Genomic DNA, 22,804 nt, shown 5'->3' with positions numbered 1-22,804 from the left:
GCAAGATCCTTGATCTGGCGCAGGAGTGGAGCAGCGTCCATACCTGAAACACCAATGATCCTCTGCCTCAAGGGGCACGCGAACGGATTCACGCCCGTGGCGTTACGCTTGTTTGCGCCGCAGTTAACCAGGAGAAAACTATGTGTGGAATTGTTGGCGCCGTTGCTGAACGTAACGTCACTGCCATCCTGTTGGAAGGCCTCAAACGACTCGAATATCGTGGCTACGACAGTGCCGGTGTTGCACTGATCAGCAACACCGGGATGTTAGAGCGTCGTCGCCGTGTAGGTAAGGTCAATGAATTGGACCAGGCTCTGGTCGCTGAGCCGCTGGCAGGTCGTCTAGGCATTGCCCACACTCGTTGGGCCACCCACGGTGCACCGCTGGAGCGTAACGCCCATCCACATTTTTCCAATGACGAACTGGCAGTGGTGCACAACGGCATCATCGAAAACCACGAAGTAGTGCGTAAATATCTTGAAGGTCTTGGTTATGTGTTCGCTTCGGAGTCGGACACCGAAGTGATCGTTCACCTGCTGCACCACAAACTAAAGGACATTCAGGACCTGACCGCCGCACTCAAGGCTACGGTGAAGGAGCTGCATGGCGCTTACGGTTTGTCGGTAATCAGTGCTAGGCAACCGGATCGTTTGGTGGCTGCTCGCAGTGGTAGCCCATTGGTGATCGGGTTGGGTCTGGGAGAGAACTTTTTGGCATCCGACCAGTTGGCATTGCGTCAGGTCACAGACCGTTTCATGTACCTGGAAGAGGGCGATATCGCCGAGATCCGTCGTGACAGCGTGCAGATCTGGAATTGCGATGGTTTGCCGGTCGAGCGTGAGGTCGTGCAGCATCGTGAGGATGTGCAAGCAACGGACAAGGGTGAGTACCGCCACTACATGCTCAAGGAAATTCACGAGCAACCGAAAGTCGTACAGCGTACGCTGGAAGGCCGCCTCGGCCAACAGCAGGTGCTAGTGCAGGCGTTTGGGCCACAAGCTGCCGAGTTATTCGCCAAGGTACGCAACGTACAAATCGTCGCCTGCGGCACCAGTTATCACGCCGGCATGGTTGCCCGTTACTGGCTTGAAACCTTGGCGGGCATTCCATGCCAGGTCGAAGTCGCCAGCGAATTCCGCTACCGCAAAGTTGCGGTTCAGCCTGACACACTGTTCGTGTCGATATCCCAGTCTGGCGAAACGGCCGACACCCTGGCCGCCCTGCGTAATGCCAAAGAACTCGGATTTCTCACCAGCCTGGCCATTTGCAACGTCAGCATCAGCTCGTTGGTGCGTGAGTCCGACCTGACCCTGCTAACCCAGGCAGGTCCGGAAATTGGCGTGGCGTCGACTAAGGCCTTCACCACGCAACTGGTTGCCCTGTTGCTGCTGACACTGTCCTTGGGTCAGGTCAAAGGTACTCTGGCCGCCGGTGTTGAAGCCGAATTGGTGGAAGAGCTGCGTCGTCTACCTACCCGTCTGGGCGAAGCGCTGGCAATGGACAGCACAGTAGAGAAAGTTGCCGAGCTGTTCGCTGAAAAACAGCACTCGCTGTTCTTGGGGCGTGGGGCGCAGTTCCCGGTAGCGATGGAAGGTGCTCTGAAACTAAAGGAGATTTCCTACATCCACGCAGAAGCCTACCCGGCAGGTGAGTTGAAGCACGGACCATTGGCGCTGGTAGACAGCGAAATGCCGGTGGTCACCGTTGCACCCAACAACGAACTGCTGGAAAAACTAAGATCTAACCTGCAGGTCGTCCGCGCACGTGGCGGTGAACTGATTGTATTCGCTGACGAACAGGCCGGTATGAGCAGCGACGAGGGCACCCACGTAATTTTGATGCCACACATCGTCGATGCTCTGACGCCGATCCTTTACACCATACCGCTGCAGTTGCTGTCTTATTACGTTGCCGTGCTTAAAGGTAACGATGTCGATCAGCCGCGTAACTTGGCCAAATCGGTGACTGTGGAATAAGTTATCCATCGTGGGAGTTGGCTGTACGACGATAATATGGTGCAGATACACAAATTTAGGTATCTGCACGATAATTCTGTACGTACGTTGGCTGCGTCAGCCTTACAAGGCTAGGCGTATGTCTTCCTTGAAGTGGCAGAGGAATCCGAGAAGTTCATGCCCACTCAGCGTTGCATGCCTGTTCGCGGGGGCTACCGAAACGACTCAGACGATAGGCCTGGGAACCTTGCCCAGGCACTCCGCTACAACCCTTTACACATTCGAGGCGGGAGAGCTGGTGCAAGTACATCGGGGGCTTTCGTTTGCCCTGATATTGGGTTCAAGCGTAGCCCTGGCGGAGCAGGGATGCAGGCGGTGAACCCCACTTGCTGTGTCTTCATCCGTCACGACAAAATGGCTTAGGATAATCGAAGGCTGGAGTAGAACATCTCGACTGAGGGACGCGACTTTATGGAAATCCCCTTTTCTCAAATCAGCGAGCGTTTGAATAATCGCCGATTTATGATAGCGGACAACATCCACGGGCTATCCGATGCAGGCACGATATTTCATTACCATGTTGAGGGAAATGCCATTTCAGGTACTTACCAAGGCGGCCTCATCCGTATGGGTAACCTAGTCGGACGCGTGACAGGTCCCGATACCATTGAACTTCTTTATCAGTGCTTAACTAGGGATGGCGAGATTCTTGCCGGTTGGTCTCGTGGCATGGTAGGCGTTGACCTTGCAGGACGTACCACTCTGACCTTCATATGGGGTTGGTTATCTGGCGCGACTGGAGGGGAGTCGAATCATGTGGAACTTGTCGAATAGCGGCAAGGATTTCTTGATTACTCTAATGTCTGTCTGTGCGGTAGCAAGTGGTTAAGATAACTCGATCCGTGAGTCGGCAGGCGTGTAAGGACGTAATTAAATGGGCGTACGGATCATGCCCGTTGAGCCATGCTGACTGGATCAAGCTCATGATTGACGGCGCACGTTTGCCGCTGCGTAGCGACTCGGCAAACAATCAGTTCGAACGACCAAATATCCAAAGCCGAATGTGGTTTTCGACCTATCTTTAAGGGCTTGGATGGCCTGCACCTATTACTCAGCTCGCAAGGCGCTAAGAGCTGGCATTTTCTTTTCTCGGTTGAGCAGACCCGCTTGCATTTCTGTAAGCGTCCGCTAATCCCACCCCTTGAACAAGTAGGCACTGCTCAATGGTCATGATCCGTATGGTTGTCTGAGGGACGTTCTCACGCGCCTGCCAACTCAAGGGCGAGTGATATTGCGCAATTGCTGACGCACATGGCGATGGATAGAATCCAATAGCCTTGCATAGAATTACCCTTTTTCGCTCTTGAAACACCCCGAAAACAAGTCCAGAATTGAGTCTTTTCCTGCTTCGGCAAGAAAATAAACCCTTTAGATTTCAATAGGTCGGACGCTAGATGCGAGTCTCGTTTCCCGCTCCAAGATTCAGAAAAAAGCCACTCAGATGAGTGGCTTTTTTTTTGTGCCTGGAAAATGCTTCAGCGTTTGGATACCTGTACTAGATGCTTGATCGTTAGAGCGTTATAACAAACGGCAAAAAACATACGGGTAGATCAGCATCACGTCTCACCACCGTGCGATTGAAGTGTCCAAAATCATTAGGCCAGTTCAGAATGACCTAAAACACCTTGCTTGCATGTTCATTCTGTCGACAAAAGGAGCAGGGTTTTGAATTTTATATGGGCTATCGGCTTTTTATTGCTGGCAGGATGCACAAATACCCCCGCAAATCTGATGTCTGATCCAGATGGTTACGATGGCTCGATCCAGGCGGACGTTACTGCTCAATCCGCTTACCGTAACATCCGTCAAGCAAGCAGAATCTGTTTGGAACACTCGCCCCTGGGGACCCCGGTTACAACGGAAGGCGAGTTCGATTCAGAACTCGGTAGCGGACAGATCACCCAGCGTATGGTGGCCAAAGGCGTAAGGCTCAGCTTGGCGATGATCACTATCGAGCCCACCCCTGAGGGTATCGCTGAAATAAAGCTATACACCCTCAAGGGCTGGAGCACGATTGGAGTCAAGGCGCCTACGTTAGACAAGCTTCGTTCTTGGATCAAAGGCGATCAATTCTGCTAAACGTCGACTGCTATGACGAAGTGTTCTGCGCTCCTCGCGAAGGGGCTCGGATGCAACGGGGGCTTGCATGAAAGCGCACCTGGTGGTGCGCTTCTCTAACACATGCAACATGACCATCCATTCAGCCCTGTGGAGCGGTGCTCTATCGCTACCATTGCTCAAGAATCTAAATCATGACTCACCAAGCTTCCGGAATTCGCTTCTCTGATGTCGAAACAGTTGTGCCTACGACCCCAGGCCTTTATCAGATCATCACTGACGAGGGCGAACTCCTGAAGGTTGGCATCAGCGGTAATCTTCGTAAGAGGCTGACACAGCATCGACAGTCAAAACAGTCTCGCCTGAAACTCAGGGAGGGAGGCGACTGGCACAACCCGGCTGACGTCATCAGCAAGCAATCGATCCTCGCCAAGCACCTTTACTTTTCACCACCAGTTTTGGGCTATGACTTGCAGACCGAAATCGGACGGCAACGCTATCTGGAGGAGCGGTGTCACCTTCTCATCACGCTGACCAAGACCCGGGAGGAGGCGAGGGATATGGAGAGACTTAAAGAAAAGAGCGGAGACTATCGATTTGGAGGAAGGGTTAAGGCTATCCCGCTCGACCGAGGCTAAGGCATGCACCCCATGGACTGTCTTGCGCAGCCTGCCTTGATTCTGTCGGTTAGAAATTCTCTAACTGCGATTTTCAGTGAGCACAGTTACGGCTTTCGCCCGGATGCAGCGCGCAGAACGCCGTTTTGGCTGTCCACGTAACGGGGAAGCCTCCCCATCCAGGCTATGCATGAGCTAGCTTCGTACGAGCGTTACGACGATGGAGTGAACGGGCAAATATTGCGTTCTCCCAATCACGTCGTACGTAGGGAAGTGAGCAGCAGCTAGCTTGTAGGGGGGGCTTTACCGGAAGTGGCAATATGGATACTGTGTAGGGAAATTTGAAACATGGATGTTCAACGGTGTATTCACATGATCTGGTTCTTTTTGATTCGCGCTATACGGGGGAAATCTCCTTAAGCCTGATCCCTAAATTTGGGCTCTTCGCCTTAGCTATTTACCACCTACTTAGGGGGCGACTGAGTGAGCGTGTAGCGCTTCGCAATCAAATTTCTGTCCCAATACGCGATTATGTGAACAGGAAAAAGCTGGACATAAAGTTATACGCGTTCAATGGCGGTGCTATTCAGTCTTGGGGAGTCGAGACTGTTGCTGTTTCGCGCGCTCAGCGACTCTTAAAAATTGCCGAACTTGTGCTCTTTACTCTTTCCAAAAAATTGGACATAGCTGCTTATGAGTTTTATTAGTTGGCGCACGAGTTCATAATTATTTTGATTTCGGGCAAATTATTAATTTGCTGTTCTGTGGTGAAGATGGCGAAAGTGACGAATTTTATCTTATGAATGAGCTTTACAAGGTTTAAGAGCTTGTAAATAGTAAGTAAGTGTCCATGAAGATAAGCGTTAGGTAGCGAGTAGGGAAGCGTGGAATGGGGACATTATTAGATTTGGCTAATGCAAGCTTGACAGCAATGACGCCTGAGCAGAGGCTGCAAGCAGCACTTTCAAAATATCTCTGTCAACACATTATGTACCCTCCTTTTCTGGAGCGAAAAAAAACTCTGCCAGATTTAAATTGGAAGTCGGTACCCTTTTGTGCGGCGTCTCGTGCCAGTATTCCTAAATTTCGAGGCGTATACGCATTTGCAGTTGCTCTTAACGATAGTAAGTTGCCGACTAATAGCCATATATTGTATGTCGGCAAGGCGGGCGACGTCACTTCTGATAATACACTTTGGCGGCGCTACTACGACTATATGGTTACGGAGCGAAAGAACGATAGGCCGCGTATCCACGAGATGCTTCAGCAATGGCAGGGACATCTTGTATACCATTATGCAGTAATTGATGACTCTATGGGGACGGCAGAAATTGAACGAACATTACTTGATATACTAGTGCCGCCATATAATCGAGGTGATTTTTCACCGGAGTTAGCTAGTTTGTTAAAGGGAGCAAACATACTATGACTCAAAGGCTGCTGTTACCATGTCTTCGAGGTGCTATCGGTACTTGGGTTACCTATACGTGTCTAATGCGGCTTTCAGATATTAAAGATTTGATCTCGTTCGCTGATGATCTTCATAAGAATAAAAACCTATCACAATTGATTCAGCGTCAGTTGAAGAGAGAGCGGAAGAAAGAGATAGGTGATTATCTTCTAAATGATGAAGAGGCTTTTTTTAACTCTCTAGTTGTTGCTGTTTACGAAGGCGAACCTCGTTGGCATCAATTTGATAAAATCGGTAATAATACTCTTGGGATCGAAGATTTTGAAACGCCTGACTATACCTTGGAAAGTATGGGGTATTTGAGTTTAAGCCGTGAAGAGAAAATATTTGCACTAGACGGGCAGCATCGGCTGGCGGGCATTCAGTATGCGCTCGAGAAGGACGAGGACATTGGCAGGCAACAGATATCCGTGATTTTTCTAGCTCACTTTAACGATGCTGCAGGATTGAAAAGAACTAGACGCTTGTTTACTACGCTAAACAAGAGAGCTAAACCTGTAAATAAGGATGCTATAATTTCGCTGGATGAAGATGATTTATGCGCCTGCGTCACCCGATATTTGGTCGAGGAGTCTAGTTTTTTTGGGGGTGACAGATTAAAGTACCAAGCTACAAATAATGTAGGATATGCAGATACTAAGAACCTTACGACAATCGGAAATTTATACGATTTAATTAAGGTTGTTATAAAGGAGGGTTGTGGCCTGTCCCCGAGAGAAATTGATAATTATAGAGGGGGGGAGGAGGAAAAAGGCAAATTTTTCAATCTGGTTGAAAGTATTTTCTCTTATATGTTTTCAACCATCCCCTGCTTGGCAGAATTTGATAATGCTGAGAGCCATGCCTCACGTGAGCAGGTTATAGCATTGTATCGCAATAGGGAAAACGGCGGCCATTTTTTGTATAGACCAGCTGGTCTTAAGATTTATCTTCAAGCAATGTGTAAATTTGCTAAATTAAACAAGTTCATGGACTTCGAAAGTGCTTGTTTTAGGTTTATAGAAAAAACGCAGGATGTTGACCTATGGCTGGAATCTGACTTTTTAAGAGATAAGGTCTGGGATGCAACGCAGAAAACTATTATGGTGATCAAGGCCGAGGTTCGAAAGTCTATAATAATGTCATTGGCAACTTTTGCGATAAAAAAATAGCTCTTCGGATATGTATTGTACTAATTCAAAGGGGTATCGATTATTAATAAATAGGTGGGGCATATGACCCACGTCCTGCTCAGCGGTTCTGAAGTGTGGGTGTGGGGGGGCGCAAGATGAAGCTGCACCTAGAGGGGGTGGGTAGCAAGAAGGCAATGGATTTGGCCAAGGCTGATCCATGGACGCTTCGCAATAAATTCGATGTGATGATCGAGAAGACGGCTCGTGAGCTGGCGGGAATATCGTGTCTGGAGCTGGATGAGCCGGATCCACCCAAGCAGGAAATCTGCTGTAGTCGGATGTTCGGCAAACGGCTCACCCAGTTAGCCCCCATCAAGGAGGCGGTAGCCACTTACATGATGCGAGCTTCGGAAAAGCTCAGGGTGCAGAAGTCGCTTTGCAAGAAGGTTCGGATCAGCATCCGTACCGGCATGTAAATTTGGCCAGCTAGCGTAGGTTCTGCACCGCGGCCAGCGTGAACTCATCTCTCTTCAATATGAGCTTAGATGCCAACTCCCACGCGCCAATAATAACTTCCAAAGTGGTAAATGCTATTTAGGTCCAGACCTGCATAACTAGGGCATCTCAATGATTTTGCAAACATTTAAAACATAATACTCTACCGCTCTTTTTATGGCTTGTTCCGAATAAAGCCCATAGTCACCCACAAGGCGGAGGGTCGGGATGTTTTTAAAGTCTCCAACAAATAACTTCAACTCTAACTCAAGGCCAATACGCGCAAGAACGAGTTTTGGATGCTCCTCAAGCATATCGTCAAATTCAACATAAACTGCTCCCCTCTCAGAATACACCTCAACTTTATGGTGTTTTTTTGAAAATAGCCCCATTTCGTCACGAGCTTTCATCAGGGAGCGCACATCATTTTGCATTGTGGTCACGACTTGATTTACGGCTGCTTGTGCGGCGCGATCACTACTGGAATCCATTGCTCACCTCGATAAATTTAACTAAAAAGTCCACCTTGGTAGCTCTACAAAAAAAGGCATAAATTAATCATCAATAAAAGCCCGCGAATGCATACATTTAAACACATTGACCTTGCAGGTCTAGACGAATCCGACCAGTAATGCTAGCGTTAAGCCACCCTTATGATGGCAAGCAAAATTCTTGCTGCAACCGAGAAAGAGCCCTCCGCATGAACGAGTCAGCTTTTAGCGAACAGGCGATGAACGCTGCTATAGACCAACAAAACAAGTGCACATCCTACCCAAAGGTAGGAGCGGTAATTGTGAAGAACGGAGAGATAATATCTACAGGTTTTAGGGGGGAGGTTAGTGGAAAGCATGCGGAACGAATTGCAATAGAAAAACTTCCCAACCCTGATCTTACAGGTACGACCATTTACACAACACTTGAACCTTGCGTCGAAATCCATGAGTGCCAACCTCATAAGCCTTGCGCTAGCTTACTTATGGATCTAAACGTAGAGCAGGTAGTGATAGGTGTTCTTGACCCAAATGGAAAAATATACTGCCAAGGCTATGATCGGCTTTTAAAGTCTGGAGTGAAGGTGGCCTTCTTCACCCCTGCACTTAGAAATAAAATTGAATCAAGTACCTTTAAATTTGACTGCAGCATAGGGTATGGCCCTTCAGGAAAAAGGCGTGTTGCGGTGGTTGGTAACGGAAAAAAATTCACGATTTACGCATCTCAAAAAAGTCCAGACGCTATGTCTTTTCGCTGGGATACGCTTCAATATGCACATAGCGTTGTTGATCTGATTGCAGATAATGAATCAATTGCATGCGCAATTGGCGCTGAAAAATTTGAAGATATATCAGACCCTCTTGTTTTCAGGGAGTCAGCTCACTACGCACGAATGAGATCGGGCGACATTGCCGTTTTGTACCCTCCGAAGGCTAGCTTCATTACTTTAATCAGGCTCGTAGAAATAACAGAGTTCGACATCACCTTTCAATGGCAGGTGAGGAACCGACCCTGATTTCTTACGCACTAAGGAGTATTTGGAGCTAGCGCTCAATGCGGTCTAAGCTCTGTACGAAACCCCGCCCCCCCAATTGCCGCCCCCTCGGAATTTTAGATTCTGTAGATTCCCCAGCTATCCATGGAAAAGAGTTCTATGATAGCGAAGCGTTACGCACTCTCGGATGAGGCCTGGAAGATGGTCACGATCTCTTCACCAAGCCCCAACGAACTGGGTGGCCCCGTCTGGGCGACCGACTGATGCTCAATGGCGTACGCTTGAGGCTCTGCTCGGATGCTGAGTGGCGAGGTGTTTGAGACCGATGATTACCTTGTTGATCTGAATCGAGGTAACGATGCAGTCGTACCGATCAACGAATTTTCCAGGAGCATAGGGTGTTGATGCTAGCCTAGTATGAGTTATACGAGTAGGCGCTTGGTTTTGCCGTGTCTGCGTGGATACTTAGGGGCATGAGTTACTTATAGCTGCATGATTAGATTTTCGGATGCGGCTGAACTTATTGAATTTGCTCAGGAGCTTCATCAGCTTGCTACGCTATCAGATAAAATTCAACGAGAATTGAATGAAGATCGAGCTAAAGAGATATCTGATTATTTTATAAGTACTGAAGAGGCCTCGTCTCTTGACGATTTCCAGATTGCGCTGAACATTGTTTAGGCTTTTTATCAATAACTAGAGATGAATTTTTTTTGTGCTTGACGGGCAGTATCGCTTGGCTGGAATAAAGTCTGCGGTGGATAGCAATGAGCTTGTTGGGAATGGTTTGATTAGCGTAATTATAGTTGCGCATTCGAATACCCCCGGATGGAAAGGTTAGGTCGAGAAGGCTTTTTACCACCCTCAACAAGAAGGCAAAGCTTGTAAGTAAAGACGCAATTATTGCATTTGCTTAGGATGATATTTCCGCCTGTGTAACTAGAGCGTTATTGAAACGGGTGAGGGTGAGCGTAACTTCAATCTGTCAATATATATGAGGCGTCTTTAAAATAGTAGTCTATAAACTTGGTGTTAAGACTTCAGAACTGGATCGGTACCGCTTCAAGGATAATAAGCATGTTCTGAAATTTTCAGTGGATTTTTCAGGTGTACGTTCAAGCACTGTCTTGAATTGAGAAAGCTTTATATAATAAAGCATCAGTGTCTGATTACAGAAGTGGCGATAATGGTGGTCATCTTTTATTCAGGTTGGTGGGAGTGGAACTTATGCGCGGATATTGTAATTAAAAGGTTGGAGCTCAGCAGTATCAAAATAGGGGAATGGTTAAAACGGTTCGTGCGAAGATTTGTATTTTGCTGGCTCTGTGTCGGCAAATAAAATATGGTTACCTAAAAAAGGATGCTGAGGTTAAGTTCTAAAAGATGAAAAAGTATAGATTGTGAACTTGTTGAGTAAGAGAGTTTTCCGCGGAAGGGCCTCGCCAATAATGTTCTGACGTTGTCAGTTCTCACGGTGCAAAAATGAGTAATTTGTTGCAGCTTAGCCTAAAGTGCGAGACTATTTCGCCAATCGTATAGGAGGCTCCCATGAAGCCGATACCAGCAGCTATGTTTTTTATCTGTTTCAGCGCAATGCCCGTGTCTGTGCTAGCGGTGGATGCTGACGATGCTGTAGCGTCTGGGAGCTCTCAGCAAATGCTTCCTGTGTCGGGAGTAGTATTTCCGGCTTATGTATTAGATCAAAATGAAAAAATTTCTGAAGTCAGCCAAAAAGTCGATAATGCTAACGAAGTTTTAACGAGCATCAGCTCTCAAATTTCCGCATTGAAGCAGTCTTTTTGGGAGCGGCTTTATCCAGCATTATTTGGTGTTCTGGGGGTCGCGATTGCGGGGCTGGTAAACTATTTCCTACAAGCTCGACAGATGACTCATAATGAAAGCGAGCGCAAAGAAAAATTTTCTTTCGATGCTAGACAGAAATTATTTGAGTACCGCAATAAGCAGAATAATGAATTTTATGGGCCGCTGCTTGTTCTACTTGCTCAGAGTAAAGAATTAAGTAATCAGTTGCATGAGCAATTGTCTAAGTTTGATCCATCTCGCTATAAGTTTGAGGATGATAGTAGTTCGGGGGTTGTTAAGTCGACACTATTTATTCATGAGCATGCTAGTAAGCGTCCGTTGCGACTTATTGAGGAACTTCCCTATCTTGGGCAACATGTTAAGGACCTGCTCCCCCAGGTTTTTGTAATCATTGCAGTGGGGGATCGAATGGCAGCGCTCATTGAAAAATCCTCTGGACTCGCAAATCCTAAAAACTCTGAGTTGAGTGGTTGCTTGGGGAAATACCTTGCTCACCTCACAGCACTTACAGACGCGTACAAGCAAGCAGAGCAGGGGAATCCCGGTGGTCCTACTCGGATCCATACAGCGGTCTTCCCAAGAAAGATTCAAGAATTGGTCAAAGCAGATTATGATGAGATCAATATACAGATTCAGGAATGGGAGTCAGAGGCGAAAGCATCTGCCGGGAGCGGAGTTGGAAATACTAGTGCCTGATATTGCGACGCTTAAGTACTATGAAGATACTTGTCGGGAATATGATAGATTTAGCTCCTCAATTGATATGGGCGAGCAGTGGGCGTCATTTGAAAGCATGCTGCCTTCTGGAGGCACCGTATTGGATTTGGGGTGTGGAACTGGGCGAGATATAAAGCATTTTCTTGAGGCGGGCTTTATCGTGGAGGGTGTGGAACCTTCGCTTGCGATGGCTAACTGTGCACGTTCGAAGACAGGGGCTAAGATATTTGATCTGGCCGCCGAACAAATTGCATTTGTAGAGAAGTATGATGGCATCTGGGCTTGTGCGTCCCTTATGCATATGCATAAATCTGCATTTGTTGTTACTTTGCCTAAAATCGTGAGATCGCTCAAGCCTGGTGGGCATTTTTATTTTTCACTGAAGCAGGGTTTTGGTGAAGCACGCAATGCTGACGGTAGGCTGTTCAGTTTTTATGAGATGGATGAAGTTATCGATCTGTTTTCGTTAATCGCGAATGCGCAGATCGTTAAACAATGGGTTTCGAAAGATTTGGCTGGGCGAAGCGAAACTCAGTGGTTAAACATCCTAGTTAAAAAACAGAGTTTTAAATAGTGTTGGAATAAAGCTGTTAAATGATGTCTTGGTGTTTTTCAATAAGGCTTAACGCCATTCAGATCTTTTAATGGTTGAGCCCATCTCTGAAGATGGGCTTTTTTTATTTTCTTGCTATCAGAAATGCTACGTCTTTCAGGGAGCGTACATGTCCCATTTTATGTAGGCCTACCTCGATGAGAGAGGCGACATGCCTGACGGGATCCCACTCCAGAGCACTTTGATGTGTGAACTGCCTGAGCAGCGCTTCGTAGATATCCAAGTGCTCGCCAAATAGAGTAGGGGCATTGAACTCCTGCCCGTCCAGGTCCGACACGCTGGCATTACCAAGGCCATTCTCGTCAGCCAGTGCAAGCGCGATTGCAAATCTACTCAAGATATTAGGCGTCAAACCTGTTTTCGATTTTAGGAACTTCAGCTTCGCGGTGGATGATGTTGATATTTTAAATTTGTGCGGAAATACGTTCATGTGTTTTGTGCCCACCGCCAGAAATAGCCTTCCTCTGCTTGAGTGGAGCGAGTTTCTGGGTTGTATACCAGATGATAAGAGTGCGAAATGCTGCCTTGTAGGCCTTCATAGAAGGCGTAATCAATTTCTGTATCTGTCGAGAGAATGATGACTTGGTGACTGGTTTTGGGGAAATAGTTTTCCACAAGCTTTTTCCGATGAACCGAGTCAAGTCGACCTAGTGGCGTGTCGATCACAACTGGCAGGCTTCGTCCTGAGGTGCGGGCCAGCGCTTCCAAAATAGAGATCGCAAAGATTTGCTTCTCGCCGGCCGACAGCTCTTCTTTACGAAGTATTATCCCTTCATCATCGATGAGTACGACCTCGAAGGAGTTCGGATCGATCTGAATGCTGAGATTCCGATCCTCTTTGCGAGCTAGGCCATTGAATGAGGTATAAAACTGTGACTCGAGCTCTTTGAGTTTTTCAATTCGAGCGCGAGTAGAGAACTCTTTCAATACATCTCTGGCATTTTGTGCAAGACAGGTCAGGCGCTCCTCTTCCTGGGACTCCGCTATTTCGGTGTAGAGATCGTCTAACTGGCGTGCAGCCACCGACAGACGTGCGAGGAGCGCCTTTGCCTCTTCAGCCATTACCGATTTCTGCTCCTCAAGAGCGGACAGCCGTCCTTGTAGCTGCCCTTGTTCGTTAAACAGTGGGATCAGTACTTTTTCGTCGGGCGCTCTAGCGATATTTTCCTGGGCGGATTCGATCTGGCTATCGGTTTCCTGAAGTGTCATCACTAAGCTAGCAGCACGCTGTTGCAGCGAGCCAACATCGTTCTGTAGGCGATGAGTGATGCTGAATCGTTGAGTGTCCGAGAGCTCGTGTACTGGAGATTGTTGTTCAGCGCTGTTCGACACCTCTGAGCCGAATGTCCTCAGAAAAATATCTTGAAGGGCAGGGAGCTGATCCTTTGTCATCGCGAAGGCAGATTCGATTTCTGCTAGAAAATTGCTCTGCTGACGTTGCAAGTATTCGGAGAGTACCTGCGCTTTTTCCGCGCGTTGCTCGGCATCAATCTGCGCTAGCAGTTTTTCGTTGAGGCTTTGAGTTATTGCGAAAGGTAGCAGGCCGCTGAGCATGTCATGCAGGGTGTGCTCCATAGCCTTTTTTGCGCTAACCAATGCATCGAGGTTGATCGTTTCCTCTTGCCTGGAGGCGCTCCAGGCGCCACCGCGTGCATTGATGCTCGCTTCGATGTTGCCAAGGTTCTTACTGGCCTCGACAGTATTCACGCGCATGAGGAGAAGCTTTTCGCGTATTTCTGCCAACTGCTCCTTCAGATCGTTAAATGTCCGTTCTGCATCGGCAATTTTTTGCTTGCGATCTTCAGAAGCCTTTTTGACCGAGCGCCCTCTGATGATAACGGAGAGGTCGGAGTGCAATCTATCGATGAGATCCAAGCCCAAAAGCTTGTTGATCGACTCACGCAAAGCATCTCCGGATGTTTCTTCGGCGAGACTCGCGATTTTTTCACCGTCGAAGAAAAACAGCTCAGAGACTCCGATCGGGATCAGCTCGTTGAGAAATGCTTGTGCCTGATCATAGGAAAGCTCGGTCAAGGGGTGTCCGTCCCTTGAAATGATCAGGCCTTCTTTTACCTTGCCAGCATGGTCAACAAACCAATCACGTGTCAGTTGATAGCTCGAAATAACGCCATATTGTGCGTAACGGAAGGTCAGCTCGACAGCCGCTCGCGTAGGCTTGGCGATGCTTTTGTGAGCTCTGTGGATACATTCACGAAGATACTGATGGTACTCGGCTACCGTTACGCCGGAGCCCATTGCGCCTTTGCCGTACAAGGCAAGCTTCAGCGCGCTCAGTATGGTCGTTTTGCCACCGCCGTTTAGGCCGCCAAACAAAACAATAGGCGCGTTTTTGCCTCTTTTGATCTTCGGAACCAGGTCAAAGTCGTGGGCTCCGCTAAACACGCGGAAATCTAGTACTGAAAGAGAGTCAATAATCATTGCAGCAAGCCATCTATGTCGGCTTTCAGAGATTCGAAAGCTGTCTTGTACGTGTCGGTAATTTTAGGTATTGCACGTCGCTCCATCGCTTCGTCCAATCCTCCCCAGTCTTGCTCCAGGACTTTCTGCAGCTCGTCCAAGATGCCTTTTCGACGTGAGAGCCCGGAGAACGACAACTCTGTATCGATAAGCTTCATGATCAGCACTGCTGGAACTCCGCGCTCAGCCTCGAGTGCGTTGAGAATGGCCGCATCAGGTTCAGTAAACGCGCCGGCATCATTTTTGATCCACTCGACTGTATCTTCCGGATAAACTTCTCCGTAGATTTTAGGAAGCGAATCAATCCAGTCCGGTTCATTTGGATCCTTGAGCCACTGTTGGCGAATCACTTGTAGCTCGTCGCGGCCGATCAGCTCAATGTCGCGATCGGTCTCACGAATGCCTTTCTCAATTTCCAAAAGTAGCTTCAGCCACTCTCGACGATATTTCATCCAGTACGGACCAGGCACGTGCTTGGCGGCGGTATTGGAGTCGTCATCGATCGCCCCTCTCGCGAAGGTCACTTTCCCGGTACGACGTTTGTAGTTACGGAATTCGGTTTTATTTTCGGGCAGGGAGCTGGCGTGCAGTTGGTTGCGGAACTGGAGCAGCGGCAGCATCCAGTCCTCTCCGCTGTTTACGAGCCCTTCGATCGCTTTGTCGTGTGTCACGACTGTGCAAGTCCAGCATCCGAACCGCGAGTTGCCGCAGGATGGTGTATTTGTATCGATGACGAGCGGACACTCTCCAGCATTGGAGTCTTTGTAGAGCTCAAACAGTACTCGGTTGGAGCCACCCCAAGGCCTGGCAGCGCTCATGAGGTATTCCCAGACGTCATCAGCATGCCAAAGCTCAATGGGCATGTAGGTATACGCATTGTGCAATGTCGTGTGTCGGCCAAGTGCAGAACCATCGATTTTGTGGCGTGTGATTACCTGGGCACGCGTGGAGCTTTCTTCTCGCCTGGAGCCAAGCACAACCACGACTTCACCGAAGCGGGCTACCTTGTCCTTGATGAACTCGCTCACAGGATCAATTTTCATCCGCTCAGTACACCAGCGGAATGCTTTGGTTGGGGCAGGGTAGCCTTTACCCAAGAGATTGGCCCAAAACGTCTCGCCGACGTCAGGAGTGACAGAGTGTGCTGTCATGGGAAGCTGGTCCTGAATCGCCTGAGCGTTCACTGAATCAAGCACTTGGCGGATCATGTCGACGACTACAGGGGTTTCCACTCGAGTGTCGGAGGAAACCACGTACACGTGTTTATGGCGTTCCTCAGGCGGCAACATCTTCAAGGCGTAGTAAGTGAGGGAAAGAATTACGGTGGAATCTTTACCACCGCTGAACCCTACTACCCAAGGGCGATTATCAGCCTTGTAAATGTTCTGAAGCTCGCGGACAGCGTCCGCTAATGGTCTACCAGCAATGATCGCTTCTTGGACGAAAGCATCGTGTGATGGATAGAGAAATTGATCATTACTCATTGTTGAGGAAACCTGTTTTCTAACTCTCGTTCAACCGTGGACAGCGGGACACCAAGTTTCTTCTTGATGAGACTGGCGGTGAGTGCAACGTTCGTGGTGGCTTTGGAGATCCGGCCGTGAACCATGGCCCGGCCTTCCCATTCAGGATTGGCTCTGGACCAGTCGATACTGCGCAGTTGGCTGATTGTTTTTTTCCATTCGGATTCTTTGCGGATAATCAGCTCAGCACCGACGAGTCCCATCGCTTGCAGCATCACCCCGTGGGCATGGATGTAGTTGTCACGTAACTCAGACGTCGAGAGCTCTTTGTTTTTGGCCCTTATCCAATCGGGCATCTGTAGAGATACCTCTTCCCAGTAAGATTTTGCGAGCTCTCTCTCGTTTTGCGCGATGAGATCACCTTTCCCTTTTTTCAACAGGACACGGGACGCATTTTTGATGGCGCTGAGAGTGAAAAGCTTGGAGCTGCGAGGGGATAGGCTGGACTTCTCCAGCTCAGTCATCCTGGAAAAGACATCTACATTTTTTGCTAGATACCTGGCCAGATCAGAAATCTGGTCGCGGTGGTCGTACAGGGTGCTGATTGAGTTGCTCGGCCGTACGGCATGCTTGTTGAGGTCGGCGAACATTTGCTGGCTGCGATTGAGACCTTCATCAATGAAGAAAAGGACTGGGATGTTGTCGTGACCAAGCTCTGGGTTCTCACGGATTGCTTGCTCGATGGCTGCGCGTCTATGTTGACCATCATTGATCAGAATCGGGGCTTCCATGGGGATCGTTAACGTTCCGATGCTTTGCCCTAGGCCCGTGTCGGAAGCGGGGTCGAATTTGACGATGCCATCCACCGATGCAGTGATCGCAGATAACGTATAATCGTCCCGGTTATCCAACAGATAAGCAGATATTTCGGGAACTCTTGCCAGATTTAGAGTGCGTTGGGCGCGTAAATCGGCTGGCACATTCTCCTCGTTGAAAATGAAAATCTTTGGCACAAGTCGCATCGGGCACATCGCTATGTAGCAAGGCCTACCAGCTTGGATGCCTCTGACACAAGGGAAGGAGTGAACGTAAGTATTCATAGGCCTGCATGTCTATTTCAAGCAAGTACGTCATTTTGCATATTTTTAACATACATGCAAGGGCAGGCAGTCCTTCCAAGCACGCTTCTGAGCCCTAGGCCATGAGCGGCTTCTTTTTGTGATGCTGGGGCATTTTGCTATCATTTGGGTGATTCACCGGATAGTCGCCGTCTCAATAACCTTTTTTGCGTGAGCGAATAAGGAAAGCAAATCTAAAGGAAATAGGTTCTAGCATGCAGATCAATCCTACACACGCTTCGTTCGGGGTTATCTTCGACGGGCGCTCAATTTTTGAAGTTCCGCGTTATCAAAGGGGGTATGCGTGGGGGGACGAAGCGCTCGACGACTTTTTGGATGATTTATCCGCTTGTTATGAAATCAGAAATGATGGTAAGGAAAGAGAGCATTTCTTTGGCGGAATATTGAGTATTCGCCGTCAAATGCAAGGTGTTGCGAATGAGTCAAAGTTTGAACTGGTAGACGGCCAGCAACGTGTGACCACGTTAACTCTACTGGCTGCCGTTCTATTTGAAAATTATCAATCAATATATTCGTCATCTGCAGTCGGGGGTGATGATTTTCGCGATAGGATCGATCTTCGCAAGTCAAAATTGAAAAATTGTTTCATCGAGTATTCACAAGAGGTTAATAAAGAAATCAAAAAGGTAAATGTGCTCACGATGTCAAAAAATGATGAGCCTTTTTTTAGATCCATGCTCTCGGGGGGGGGGGCAATTCCTGTGAGGGATTCACACGAAAAGCTGCAGAGGGCCTATTCAAAATTAAAAAAATATGTTTCTGAACTTGTTGGGCTGGTTAGCACTCCAGATGCGAAGTTAGATTCGCTGGAACGACTGCAAAACGTGTTGCTTTCGGATTTTTCAGTTCTTCATATGGTTGTTGATAACAAAAGTGATGCATATAGATTGTTTCAAGTTATTAATGATCGTGGTGTTTCATTGACTGATGGTGATTTGCTGCGCGCGAGGGTTCTCGAGGTTTTGGAGGGGCATGAAGCTCAACAGTCTGAGTCAGAGGCAATTTGGGATGACATATTATCTGATCAACCTAATGTGACCCTTAATTATTTACATTGGGTTTACGAGTCTCACGCGTTTGTTCGAGCTAAATCCTCATCCTTGGCTGATGATTTTTATTCTCGCTTTTTTCCTGCTGTAGGATATGGCGAGGTGAATAATGAACAGGCTAATCAGTGTATTGAGGGTATGCGGCTTATTCGCTCTGACATTAATTTGTGTCGAAAGTTGCTCGCTGGAGAATGGCCGTACGAAGAGACTCGGGCTGTCACTCCATGGGATAAGTCAAGATTAAAGGCTTTGATTGTCGATCTCGGGCATACCCTGTGCGTTCCTCTTTTGATAGCTTTGGCTCAACATGATTCTACCGTATTTAGAGATGCGGTATTGATGTTGGAACGCAGCTTTTTTAGATTCAAAGTTATTTGCTCTGAGCACGTTACTCCACTAAAGCGGCTGTATTATGAGGAGTCTCAGGAGATTAGATTGAAAGGGGGGCAGTACAGTGTGTCCTCGCTGCGAGATAAACTTAATCAATTGCTTCTCGACAAATCTCCGGTCATTGCTTTCAATAATGGGCTTAAGGCTTTGAAGTATCAGCCTCGAGATGGGGGTAATAAACCTATTAAGTACCTTCTTTCGATTTTGGAGAGCTATTCTGATTGGTATGCTAATGGTGCAATAGGCTCTCCGCGCTGTATAGAGGGTAACAGAGTTTATGATTTTAATAGTACGTCGATTGAGCATATTTATCCCCGAAATGCATCGCAAATTCATAAAGTTGCCGACCTTGAACCGTTGAAGAATTGTTTGGGTAATCTCACGCTGCTGGATAACGTGCCAAATACCCTGTCAGGTAATGCTCCATATGAAGAAAAACGTGAAATGTATGCAAGGTCTTCTCTATTTTTGAATAGGAAGATTGCAGAGAGTGAATGTTGGAGTGTGGTGGAAATAGGGGCTTATGAACAGTTTTTAATCGAAATGGCATCTGTAATATTTGTAGCGTAATCATCGTGATGTTAAAAACGCCCTTCGTATGAAGGGCGTTTTAGTTATGGTTAGCTGGAAAGGGCTCATGGTTGCGATATAAGTAGTAACTGCGATTAAAAGCATGACACCACTCTAGTTATTAGCTTGGTCTCTAACTTTTTTGTCGGTTTGGGTCTCGTCTGGGAGCAGTTGTGGATAGTAATACCAGTGGCGCGTCGGGCTGGCTTGACTGAAACATTTCGCCAACTTTGTCGAGGTACACCAAGTCGCTGGACAACAGATCCCTATCGGCCATGCTGCACGCATCCCACAAGGCAAGAGACGTGCTCAGCACTGGTACGCCATGGAGCCCCACACATAGATCATCTATCACGCACTTCCAAGGTCACCATGTCCATAAATCTTGATGAGCTACTGAAAACCGTAGACGACGAACAGACATTCATTGGCTTTATTGAAGCTCTAGGTATGGATTTCGCCGAGGAGCGCTTGCTGGAGGAGACCTCTCCGTCGTCTCCCATGGACCGGGGGTGTTGAGATGGGAAAACGGCTCTATTGATACTTTTTTTGATGCTGCCGCAGCGTGGGCGACCGCCAGCTCGCGCAGTTCCCCTGTGAGTGCCAGTAGATCAAACGTATGGCAACGTTGTGCGGCCATTTTGCTGGCTGGTAAATTTTATGAGTGAGCCCAGCCATTGCTATTCGAAGGAAAACGACCGAACGAGGCTGCCGGTCGTGAAAGTCCACTATCGACTTATACTGTTTTAAACCGCAGGTCTTGAACTGCTCGGCGGTGTTTTCACACAGCCTGGGCCGGTTAGCGACTGTTGCTTTGGTTAGCCATCCTTGTCCTTCCACACGTGGAGGACATGCCATAGACATCATCGCTGCCCGCAGCCGTCAGCCCTGGAACAAAGGAAATTAGTCGAGCAGAGACCCCCACTACTACTGAGTGGTATCTGGGCCATCCGAGTCAGGCTTCAAATCGCAGGAAGAACTCGGGATCTGGCTCACTTCGATCTGGCCATCGACAGCAAGCTTCGAGCTTGCGACTTAACCAAGCTCCGCGTGCGCGACATTGCCCATGGCCAGCACGTATCATCACATGCCATGGTTATGCAGCAGAAAACGCAAGCGTATGGTCCGTGCTCTGGATCAACAGAATCAGCCCGCAGCAGACGGGCACGACCGACCGCTTATGACCGATTCTGTTGAAAAAGTTGGCCATGGTTGGCGCATCAGGAAAGTACACGTCCGAGATTGAAATCCTTACTTTTGACAAAGCCTTCCGGGCTCGGATTTCACGTAGCAGCGTGCAAAACAGGCATTTGGACCAATCAATGATCAGGCCGTTTGGGCTGACCGACTTTTTCAACAGAATCGGCCAATAGCGGTCAGTCGCGATGCAGCTGCAAAATCAGGAGTCGCAACACTACTTGGCCTCTAGGACGCTGGCGAACGGTTGCTAGATAATGGTTGAGGTGCGGCGCAGGCGATTCCCTTCCCGCTCCGGAAAGCGGTTCAGGTATTCCAGAACGGACGCCACCTTCCATCACCACCCCACTAAAGCTGCGAGGCCGCTGATCCGGTCGGCAAAAGGAGTTGAATCCGTGAAAAATGTTGCAGCTACTAAAGCGCTTTTCATCAAGCTCGGCCCTAAGGGCTCTTGGGAGAAGGATTGCATCGAGAAGGGAATCCTCATGCTGGGCTATCACGAAGTTCCTCATGAACTGGCCTTGGCGGGTGAGTGGGAGAAAGCGCGGGGATCGTTCCCGTCGATTACTGACGCCGGTACTATCACTCGGCACATTGACCAAGTACGGCAATTTTACGAAGAGCCGGCTTCGACGCTTTGGGTTACGTTTTACGCTGACTGCCTGTGGTGGTGCTTCGCTGCGCCAGGTGTGACATGTAATGATGATCTAACAAAAACTCGTCACTGCGTAGGCGGTTGGTCGTGTCTGGACATACACGGCCAGCATCTTTTGAAGGGGCGTCTGAGTGGCAAGCTCCTTGCAGTTCAATCGTTCCAAGGTACAGTTTGCCTAGTTCGGGAACTTCTTTATCTGATGCACAAGCTTAATGGCACAAATGAGCCACGGGTGGCGGCAGCACAGGCGGCGATTGCTTCGCTGGTTAAGGCGACCATTCCGATTATCAAGAATCTGCACCCGAAAGACTTCGAAACATTCGTAGATTTGATCTTCCGTCAAGCTGGCTGGCAGCGTACAGGTGTGGCGGGGGGAGTAGAGCGTGACATTGATCTGGATTTACTATCGCCCATCACTCAAGAGCGGATTGCCGTTCAAGTGAAGTCGAAATCCACGCTGCCTGTCTTCCGGGACTACCAAAAGAAGTTCCAGGACATGCAGGGTTTTTCGCGCTTTTACTTCGTCACCCACTCACCAAACAACGCGCTTGCGACAATCCCCAAGGAGTCTGGAGACGGCGTCTTCATCATCTGGGATGAGGCCGACCTTGCCGGTCTTGCTGTGCGCAACGGCTTGATTGGATGGCTTGTCGACCGCGCCTCTTAAGCGCAATTCGGCTGAAATTCGGGTGATGGCCGTTGCCGAAATGGCAAAGACTAAGCTGCCGTTCATGACTTGCTTTCTCCAATCGGCGATTGTTCGGACGAGCTCTGCTAATGGTATTCGGCCTTTCCCCGCTGATGGGGCGCGCCGAAACCTTCGCATAAAAAGCAATAATAGGTCATCGATCAATCAACCCAGGATAGGATTGTTTCTCACCGGTGTCCGGAGCACGCATGGTTGAAAGTTTCGTATACGGTTGATGTTTGCGTGGGGAGGCGGTGCATTGTGGTGCGGAAATGAAGCCGCGTTAGCACAATTCTCGGTGGGATCAATCGAAGAAAAGTTACCACTGAACGCTATTACGCTCGAGAGGCTGGGTGGAATGACACGCTGGCACGACACCGACTTGAACTGGGACTACCCACCAGATCCAGGTCCTTGGGAAGCGGCCGAATATACGGAATTTGACGACGCTGCTGAGGCTTTGATTGCGGCTATCCAAAAGGAGCTAGGTGCCGGGTTTGGAGTAGTCTATGAAATGCTCTAGACGTTCAGGTTAAACGTTTGACTTGATCATCGTCCGCTTCTGTTCGGGTTCCGCCCGTTGCCGTCGTCAGCTCTGGGCAGAACGCAGTCGCCTGCGCATCTGCTCCTCGTTGATCTCTGCCTATGAAGGATTGCATAGTCGCCTTAATCCGGCACTGGCCCCAGCTTTGTTAACCCATGCGGCTAGGTGGGGCTGCAAAAAATGTGGCGTTTGTGATCATGCTTAACGCATGACCGTGAATGAA

17 protein-coding genes and 4 pseudogenes are annotated in these 22,804 nt (G+C 48.6%); 15 read left to right on the top strand and 6 right to left on the bottom strand.

All coding sequences use genetic code 11. The annotated features are described in order from the left end of the window. Positions 1–140: 140 nt before the first annotated feature. Together glmS and BLQ55_RS13215 are read left to right on the top strand one after the other, a co-directional pair. The gene (gene glmS / locus BLQ55_RS13220) at positions 141–1,976 is read left to right on the top strand and encodes a glutamine--fructose-6-phosphate transaminase (isomerizing) (protein WP_092254278.1); all 1,836 of its coding nucleotides are present in this window, start codon (positions 141–143) and stop codon (positions 1,974–1,976) included. 450 nt (positions 1,977–2,426) lie between these two features. Then, on the top strand, positions 2,427–2,789 hold the full coding sequence (locus BLQ55_RS13215) for an avidin-fold protein (RefSeq protein ID WP_092254276.1): 363 nt from the start codon (positions 2,427–2,429) through the stop codon (positions 2,787–2,789). Between the two features lie 17 nt (positions 2,790–2,806). Here the strand turns inward: BLQ55_RS13215 and BLQ55_RS13210 are convergent. Next, positions 2,807–3,030, bottom strand: a pseudogene (locus tag BLQ55_RS13210) (transposase domain-containing protein); the annotation flags it as partial. Positions 3,031–3,168: 138 nt separating this feature from the next. Here BLQ55_RS13210 and BLQ55_RS32820 point away from each other — a divergent pair. The 7 genes and pseudogenes from BLQ55_RS32820 to BLQ55_RS13185 form a co-directional block, all read left to right on the top strand. Continuing rightward, positions 3,169–3,290: pseudogene (locus tag BLQ55_RS32820) on the top strand (transposase domain-containing protein); the annotation flags it as partial. 390 nt (positions 3,291–3,680) lie between these two features. Next, entirely contained in the window at positions 3,681–4,094 is a 414-nt protein-coding gene (locus tag BLQ55_RS13205) for a hypothetical protein (RefSeq protein WP_092254274.1), read from the top strand. Between the two features lie 173 nt (positions 4,095–4,267). Continuing rightward, positions 4,268–4,711 carry a GIY-YIG nuclease family protein gene (locus BLQ55_RS13200; RefSeq protein ID WP_092254272.1) on the top strand — a complete coding sequence of 148 codons (444 nt, stop codon included), beginning with the start codon at positions 4,268–4,270 and terminating at the stop codon, positions 4,709–4,711. Positions 4,712–5,052: 341 nt separating this feature from the next. Continuing rightward, on the top strand, positions 5,053–5,397 hold the full coding sequence (locus tag BLQ55_RS13195) for a hypothetical protein (RefSeq protein WP_092254270.1): 345 nt from the start codon (positions 5,053–5,055) through the stop codon (positions 5,395–5,397). 182 nt (positions 5,398–5,579) lie between these two features. Further along, complete coding sequence (locus BLQ55_RS31520) at positions 5,580–6,119, top strand: hypothetical protein (RefSeq protein ID WP_143011728.1); 540 nt, start codon at positions 5,580–5,582, stop codon at positions 6,117–6,119. Beyond that, positions 6,116–7,312: a DGQHR domain-containing protein gene (locus tag BLQ55_RS13190; RefSeq protein ID WP_092254268.1), complete on the top strand. Its 1,197-nt coding sequence runs from the start codon at positions 6,116–6,118 to the stop codon at positions 7,310–7,312. The genes BLQ55_RS31520 and BLQ55_RS13190 overlap by 4 nt, the downstream gene beginning before the upstream one ends. A gap of 107 nt (positions 7,313–7,419) precedes the next feature. Continuing rightward, positions 7,420–7,746, top strand: a pseudogene (locus tag BLQ55_RS13185) (DNA polymerase V subunit UmuC); the annotation flags it as partial. A gap of 141 nt (positions 7,747–7,887) precedes the next feature. Here BLQ55_RS13185 and BLQ55_RS13180 read toward each other — a convergent pair. Further along, on the bottom strand, positions 7,888–8,259 hold the full coding sequence (locus BLQ55_RS13180; protein WP_092254266.1) for a hypothetical protein: 372 nt from the start codon (positions 8,257–8,259) through the stop codon (positions 7,888–7,890). Positions 8,260–8,468: 209 nt separating this feature from the next. Here BLQ55_RS13180 and BLQ55_RS13175 point away from each other — a divergent pair, with 209 nt between their 5' ends. From BLQ55_RS13175 to BLQ55_RS13160, 3 genes are all read left to right on the top strand, one after another. After that, positions 8,469–9,275, top strand: a complete 807-nt coding sequence (locus BLQ55_RS13175) for a CMP deaminase (RefSeq protein WP_092254264.1) — start codon at positions 8,469–8,471, stop codon at positions 9,273–9,275. Positions 9,276–10,802: 1,527 nt separating this feature from the next. Next, complete coding sequence (locus BLQ55_RS31515) at positions 10,803–11,774, top strand: hypothetical protein (protein WP_143011727.1); 972 nt, start codon at positions 10,803–10,805, stop codon at positions 11,772–11,774. Further along, positions 11,767–12,369, top strand: coding sequence for a class I SAM-dependent DNA methyltransferase (locus tag BLQ55_RS13160; RefSeq protein WP_176814211.1), 603 nt, complete (start codon positions 11,767–11,769; stop codon positions 12,367–12,369). Before BLQ55_RS31515 ends, BLQ55_RS13160 begins: the two co-directional genes overlap by 8 nt. A gap of 103 nt (positions 12,370–12,472) precedes the next feature. Here BLQ55_RS13160 and BLQ55_RS13155 read toward each other — a convergent pair whose 3' ends face one another. The 4 genes from BLQ55_RS13155 to dndB are packed head-to-tail and all read right to left on the bottom strand — an operon-like array spanning position 12,473 to position 17,449. Beyond that, positions 12,473–12,838, bottom strand: coding sequence for a DndE family protein (locus BLQ55_RS13155; protein WP_092254256.1), 366 nt, complete (start codon positions 12,836–12,838; stop codon positions 12,473–12,475). Continuing rightward, positions 12,835–14,847, bottom strand: a complete 2,013-nt coding sequence (gene dndD / locus BLQ55_RS13150; protein ID WP_092254254.1) for a DNA sulfur modification protein DndD — start codon at positions 14,845–14,847, stop codon at positions 12,835–12,837. The genes BLQ55_RS13155 and dndD overlap by 4 nt, the downstream gene beginning before the upstream one ends. Beyond that, positions 14,844–16,370, bottom strand: a complete 1,527-nt coding sequence (gene dndC / locus BLQ55_RS13145; RefSeq protein WP_092254252.1) for a DNA phosphorothioation system sulfurtransferase DndC — start codon at positions 16,368–16,370, stop codon at positions 14,844–14,846. Before dndC ends, dndD begins: the two co-directional genes overlap by 4 nt. Further along, entirely contained in the window at positions 16,367–17,449 is a 1,083-nt protein-coding gene (gene dndB, locus BLQ55_RS13140; protein ID WP_092254250.1) for a DNA sulfur modification protein DndB, read from the bottom strand. Before dndB ends, dndC begins: the two co-directional genes overlap by 4 nt. A 233-nt stretch (positions 17,450–17,682) precedes the next feature. Here dndB and BLQ55_RS13135 point away from each other — a divergent pair, with 233 nt between their 5' ends. The 3 genes and pseudogenes from BLQ55_RS13135 (at position 17,683) to BLQ55_RS13110 (ending at position 22,016) form a co-directional block, all read left to right on the top strand. Next, positions 17,683–19,497: a DUF262 domain-containing protein gene (locus tag BLQ55_RS13135; RefSeq protein WP_092254248.1), complete on the top strand. Its 1,815-nt coding sequence runs from the start codon at positions 17,683–17,685 to the stop codon at positions 19,495–19,497. Positions 19,498–20,353: 856 nt separating this feature from the next. Next, a pseudogene (locus tag BLQ55_RS13120) lies at positions 20,354–20,610 on the top strand (integrase); the annotation flags it as partial. 479 nt (positions 20,611–21,089) lie between these two features. After that, positions 21,090–22,016 (top strand): restriction endonuclease, encoded by a 927-nt coding sequence (locus BLQ55_RS13110; RefSeq protein ID WP_092254244.1) that lies wholly within the window; start codon positions 21,090–21,092, stop codon positions 22,014–22,016. Positions 22,017–22,804: the final 788 nt, after the last annotated feature.

Source organism: Pseudomonas sp. NFACC13-1 (genome assembly GCF_900104425.1).
GTDB lineage: Bacteria > Pseudomonadota > Gammaproteobacteria > Pseudomonadales > Pseudomonadaceae > Aquipseudomonas > Aquipseudomonas fluorescens_AA.
This window is presented reverse-complemented; position numbering and strand designations above follow the sequence as displayed.

Bases quoted from the DNA above. Each gene is read 5' to 3' on its own strand.
- BLQ55_RS13180 (WP_092254266.1), bottom strand. From the start codon at position 8,259: ATGGATTCCAGTAGTGATCGCGCCGCACAAGCAGCCGTAAATCAAGTC.
- dndC (WP_092254252.1), bottom strand. From the start codon at position 16,370: ATGAGTAATGATCAATTTCTCTATCCATCACACGATGCTTTCGTCCAA.
- dndB (WP_092254250.1), bottom strand. From the start codon at position 17,449: ATGAATACTTACGTTCACTCCTTCCCTTGTGTCAGAGGCATCCAAGCT.
- glmS (WP_092254278.1), top strand. From the start codon at position 141: ATGTGTGGAATTGTTGGCGCCGTTGCTGAACGTAACGTCACTGCCATC.
- dndD (WP_092254254.1), bottom strand. From the start codon at position 14,847: ATGATTATTGACTCTCTTTCAGTACTAGATTTCCGCGTGTTTAGCGGA.
- BLQ55_RS13135 (WP_092254248.1), top strand. From the start codon at position 17,683: ATGCAGATCAATCCTACACACGCTTCGTTCGGGGTTATCTTCGACGGG.
- BLQ55_RS13200 (WP_092254272.1), top strand. From the start codon at position 4,268: ATGACTCACCAAGCTTCCGGAATTCGCTTCTCTGATGTCGAAACAGTT.
- BLQ55_RS13155 (WP_092254256.1), bottom strand. From the start codon at position 12,838: ATGAACGTATTTCCGCACAAATTTAAAATATCAACATCATCCACCGCG.
- BLQ55_RS31515 (WP_143011727.1), top strand. From the start codon at position 10,803: ATGAAGCCGATACCAGCAGCTATGTTTTTTATCTGTTTCAGCGCAATG.
- BLQ55_RS13190 (WP_092254268.1), top strand. From the start codon at position 6,116: ATGACTCAAAGGCTGCTGTTACCATGTCTTCGAGGTGCTATCGGTACT.
- BLQ55_RS13215 (WP_092254276.1), top strand. From the start codon at position 2,427: ATGGAAATCCCCTTTTCTCAAATCAGCGAGCGTTTGAATAATCGCCGA.
- BLQ55_RS13175 (WP_092254264.1), top strand. From the start codon at position 8,469: ATGAACGAGTCAGCTTTTAGCGAACAGGCGATGAACGCTGCTATAGAC.
- BLQ55_RS31520 (WP_143011728.1), top strand. From the start codon at position 5,580: ATGGGGACATTATTAGATTTGGCTAATGCAAGCTTGACAGCAATGACG.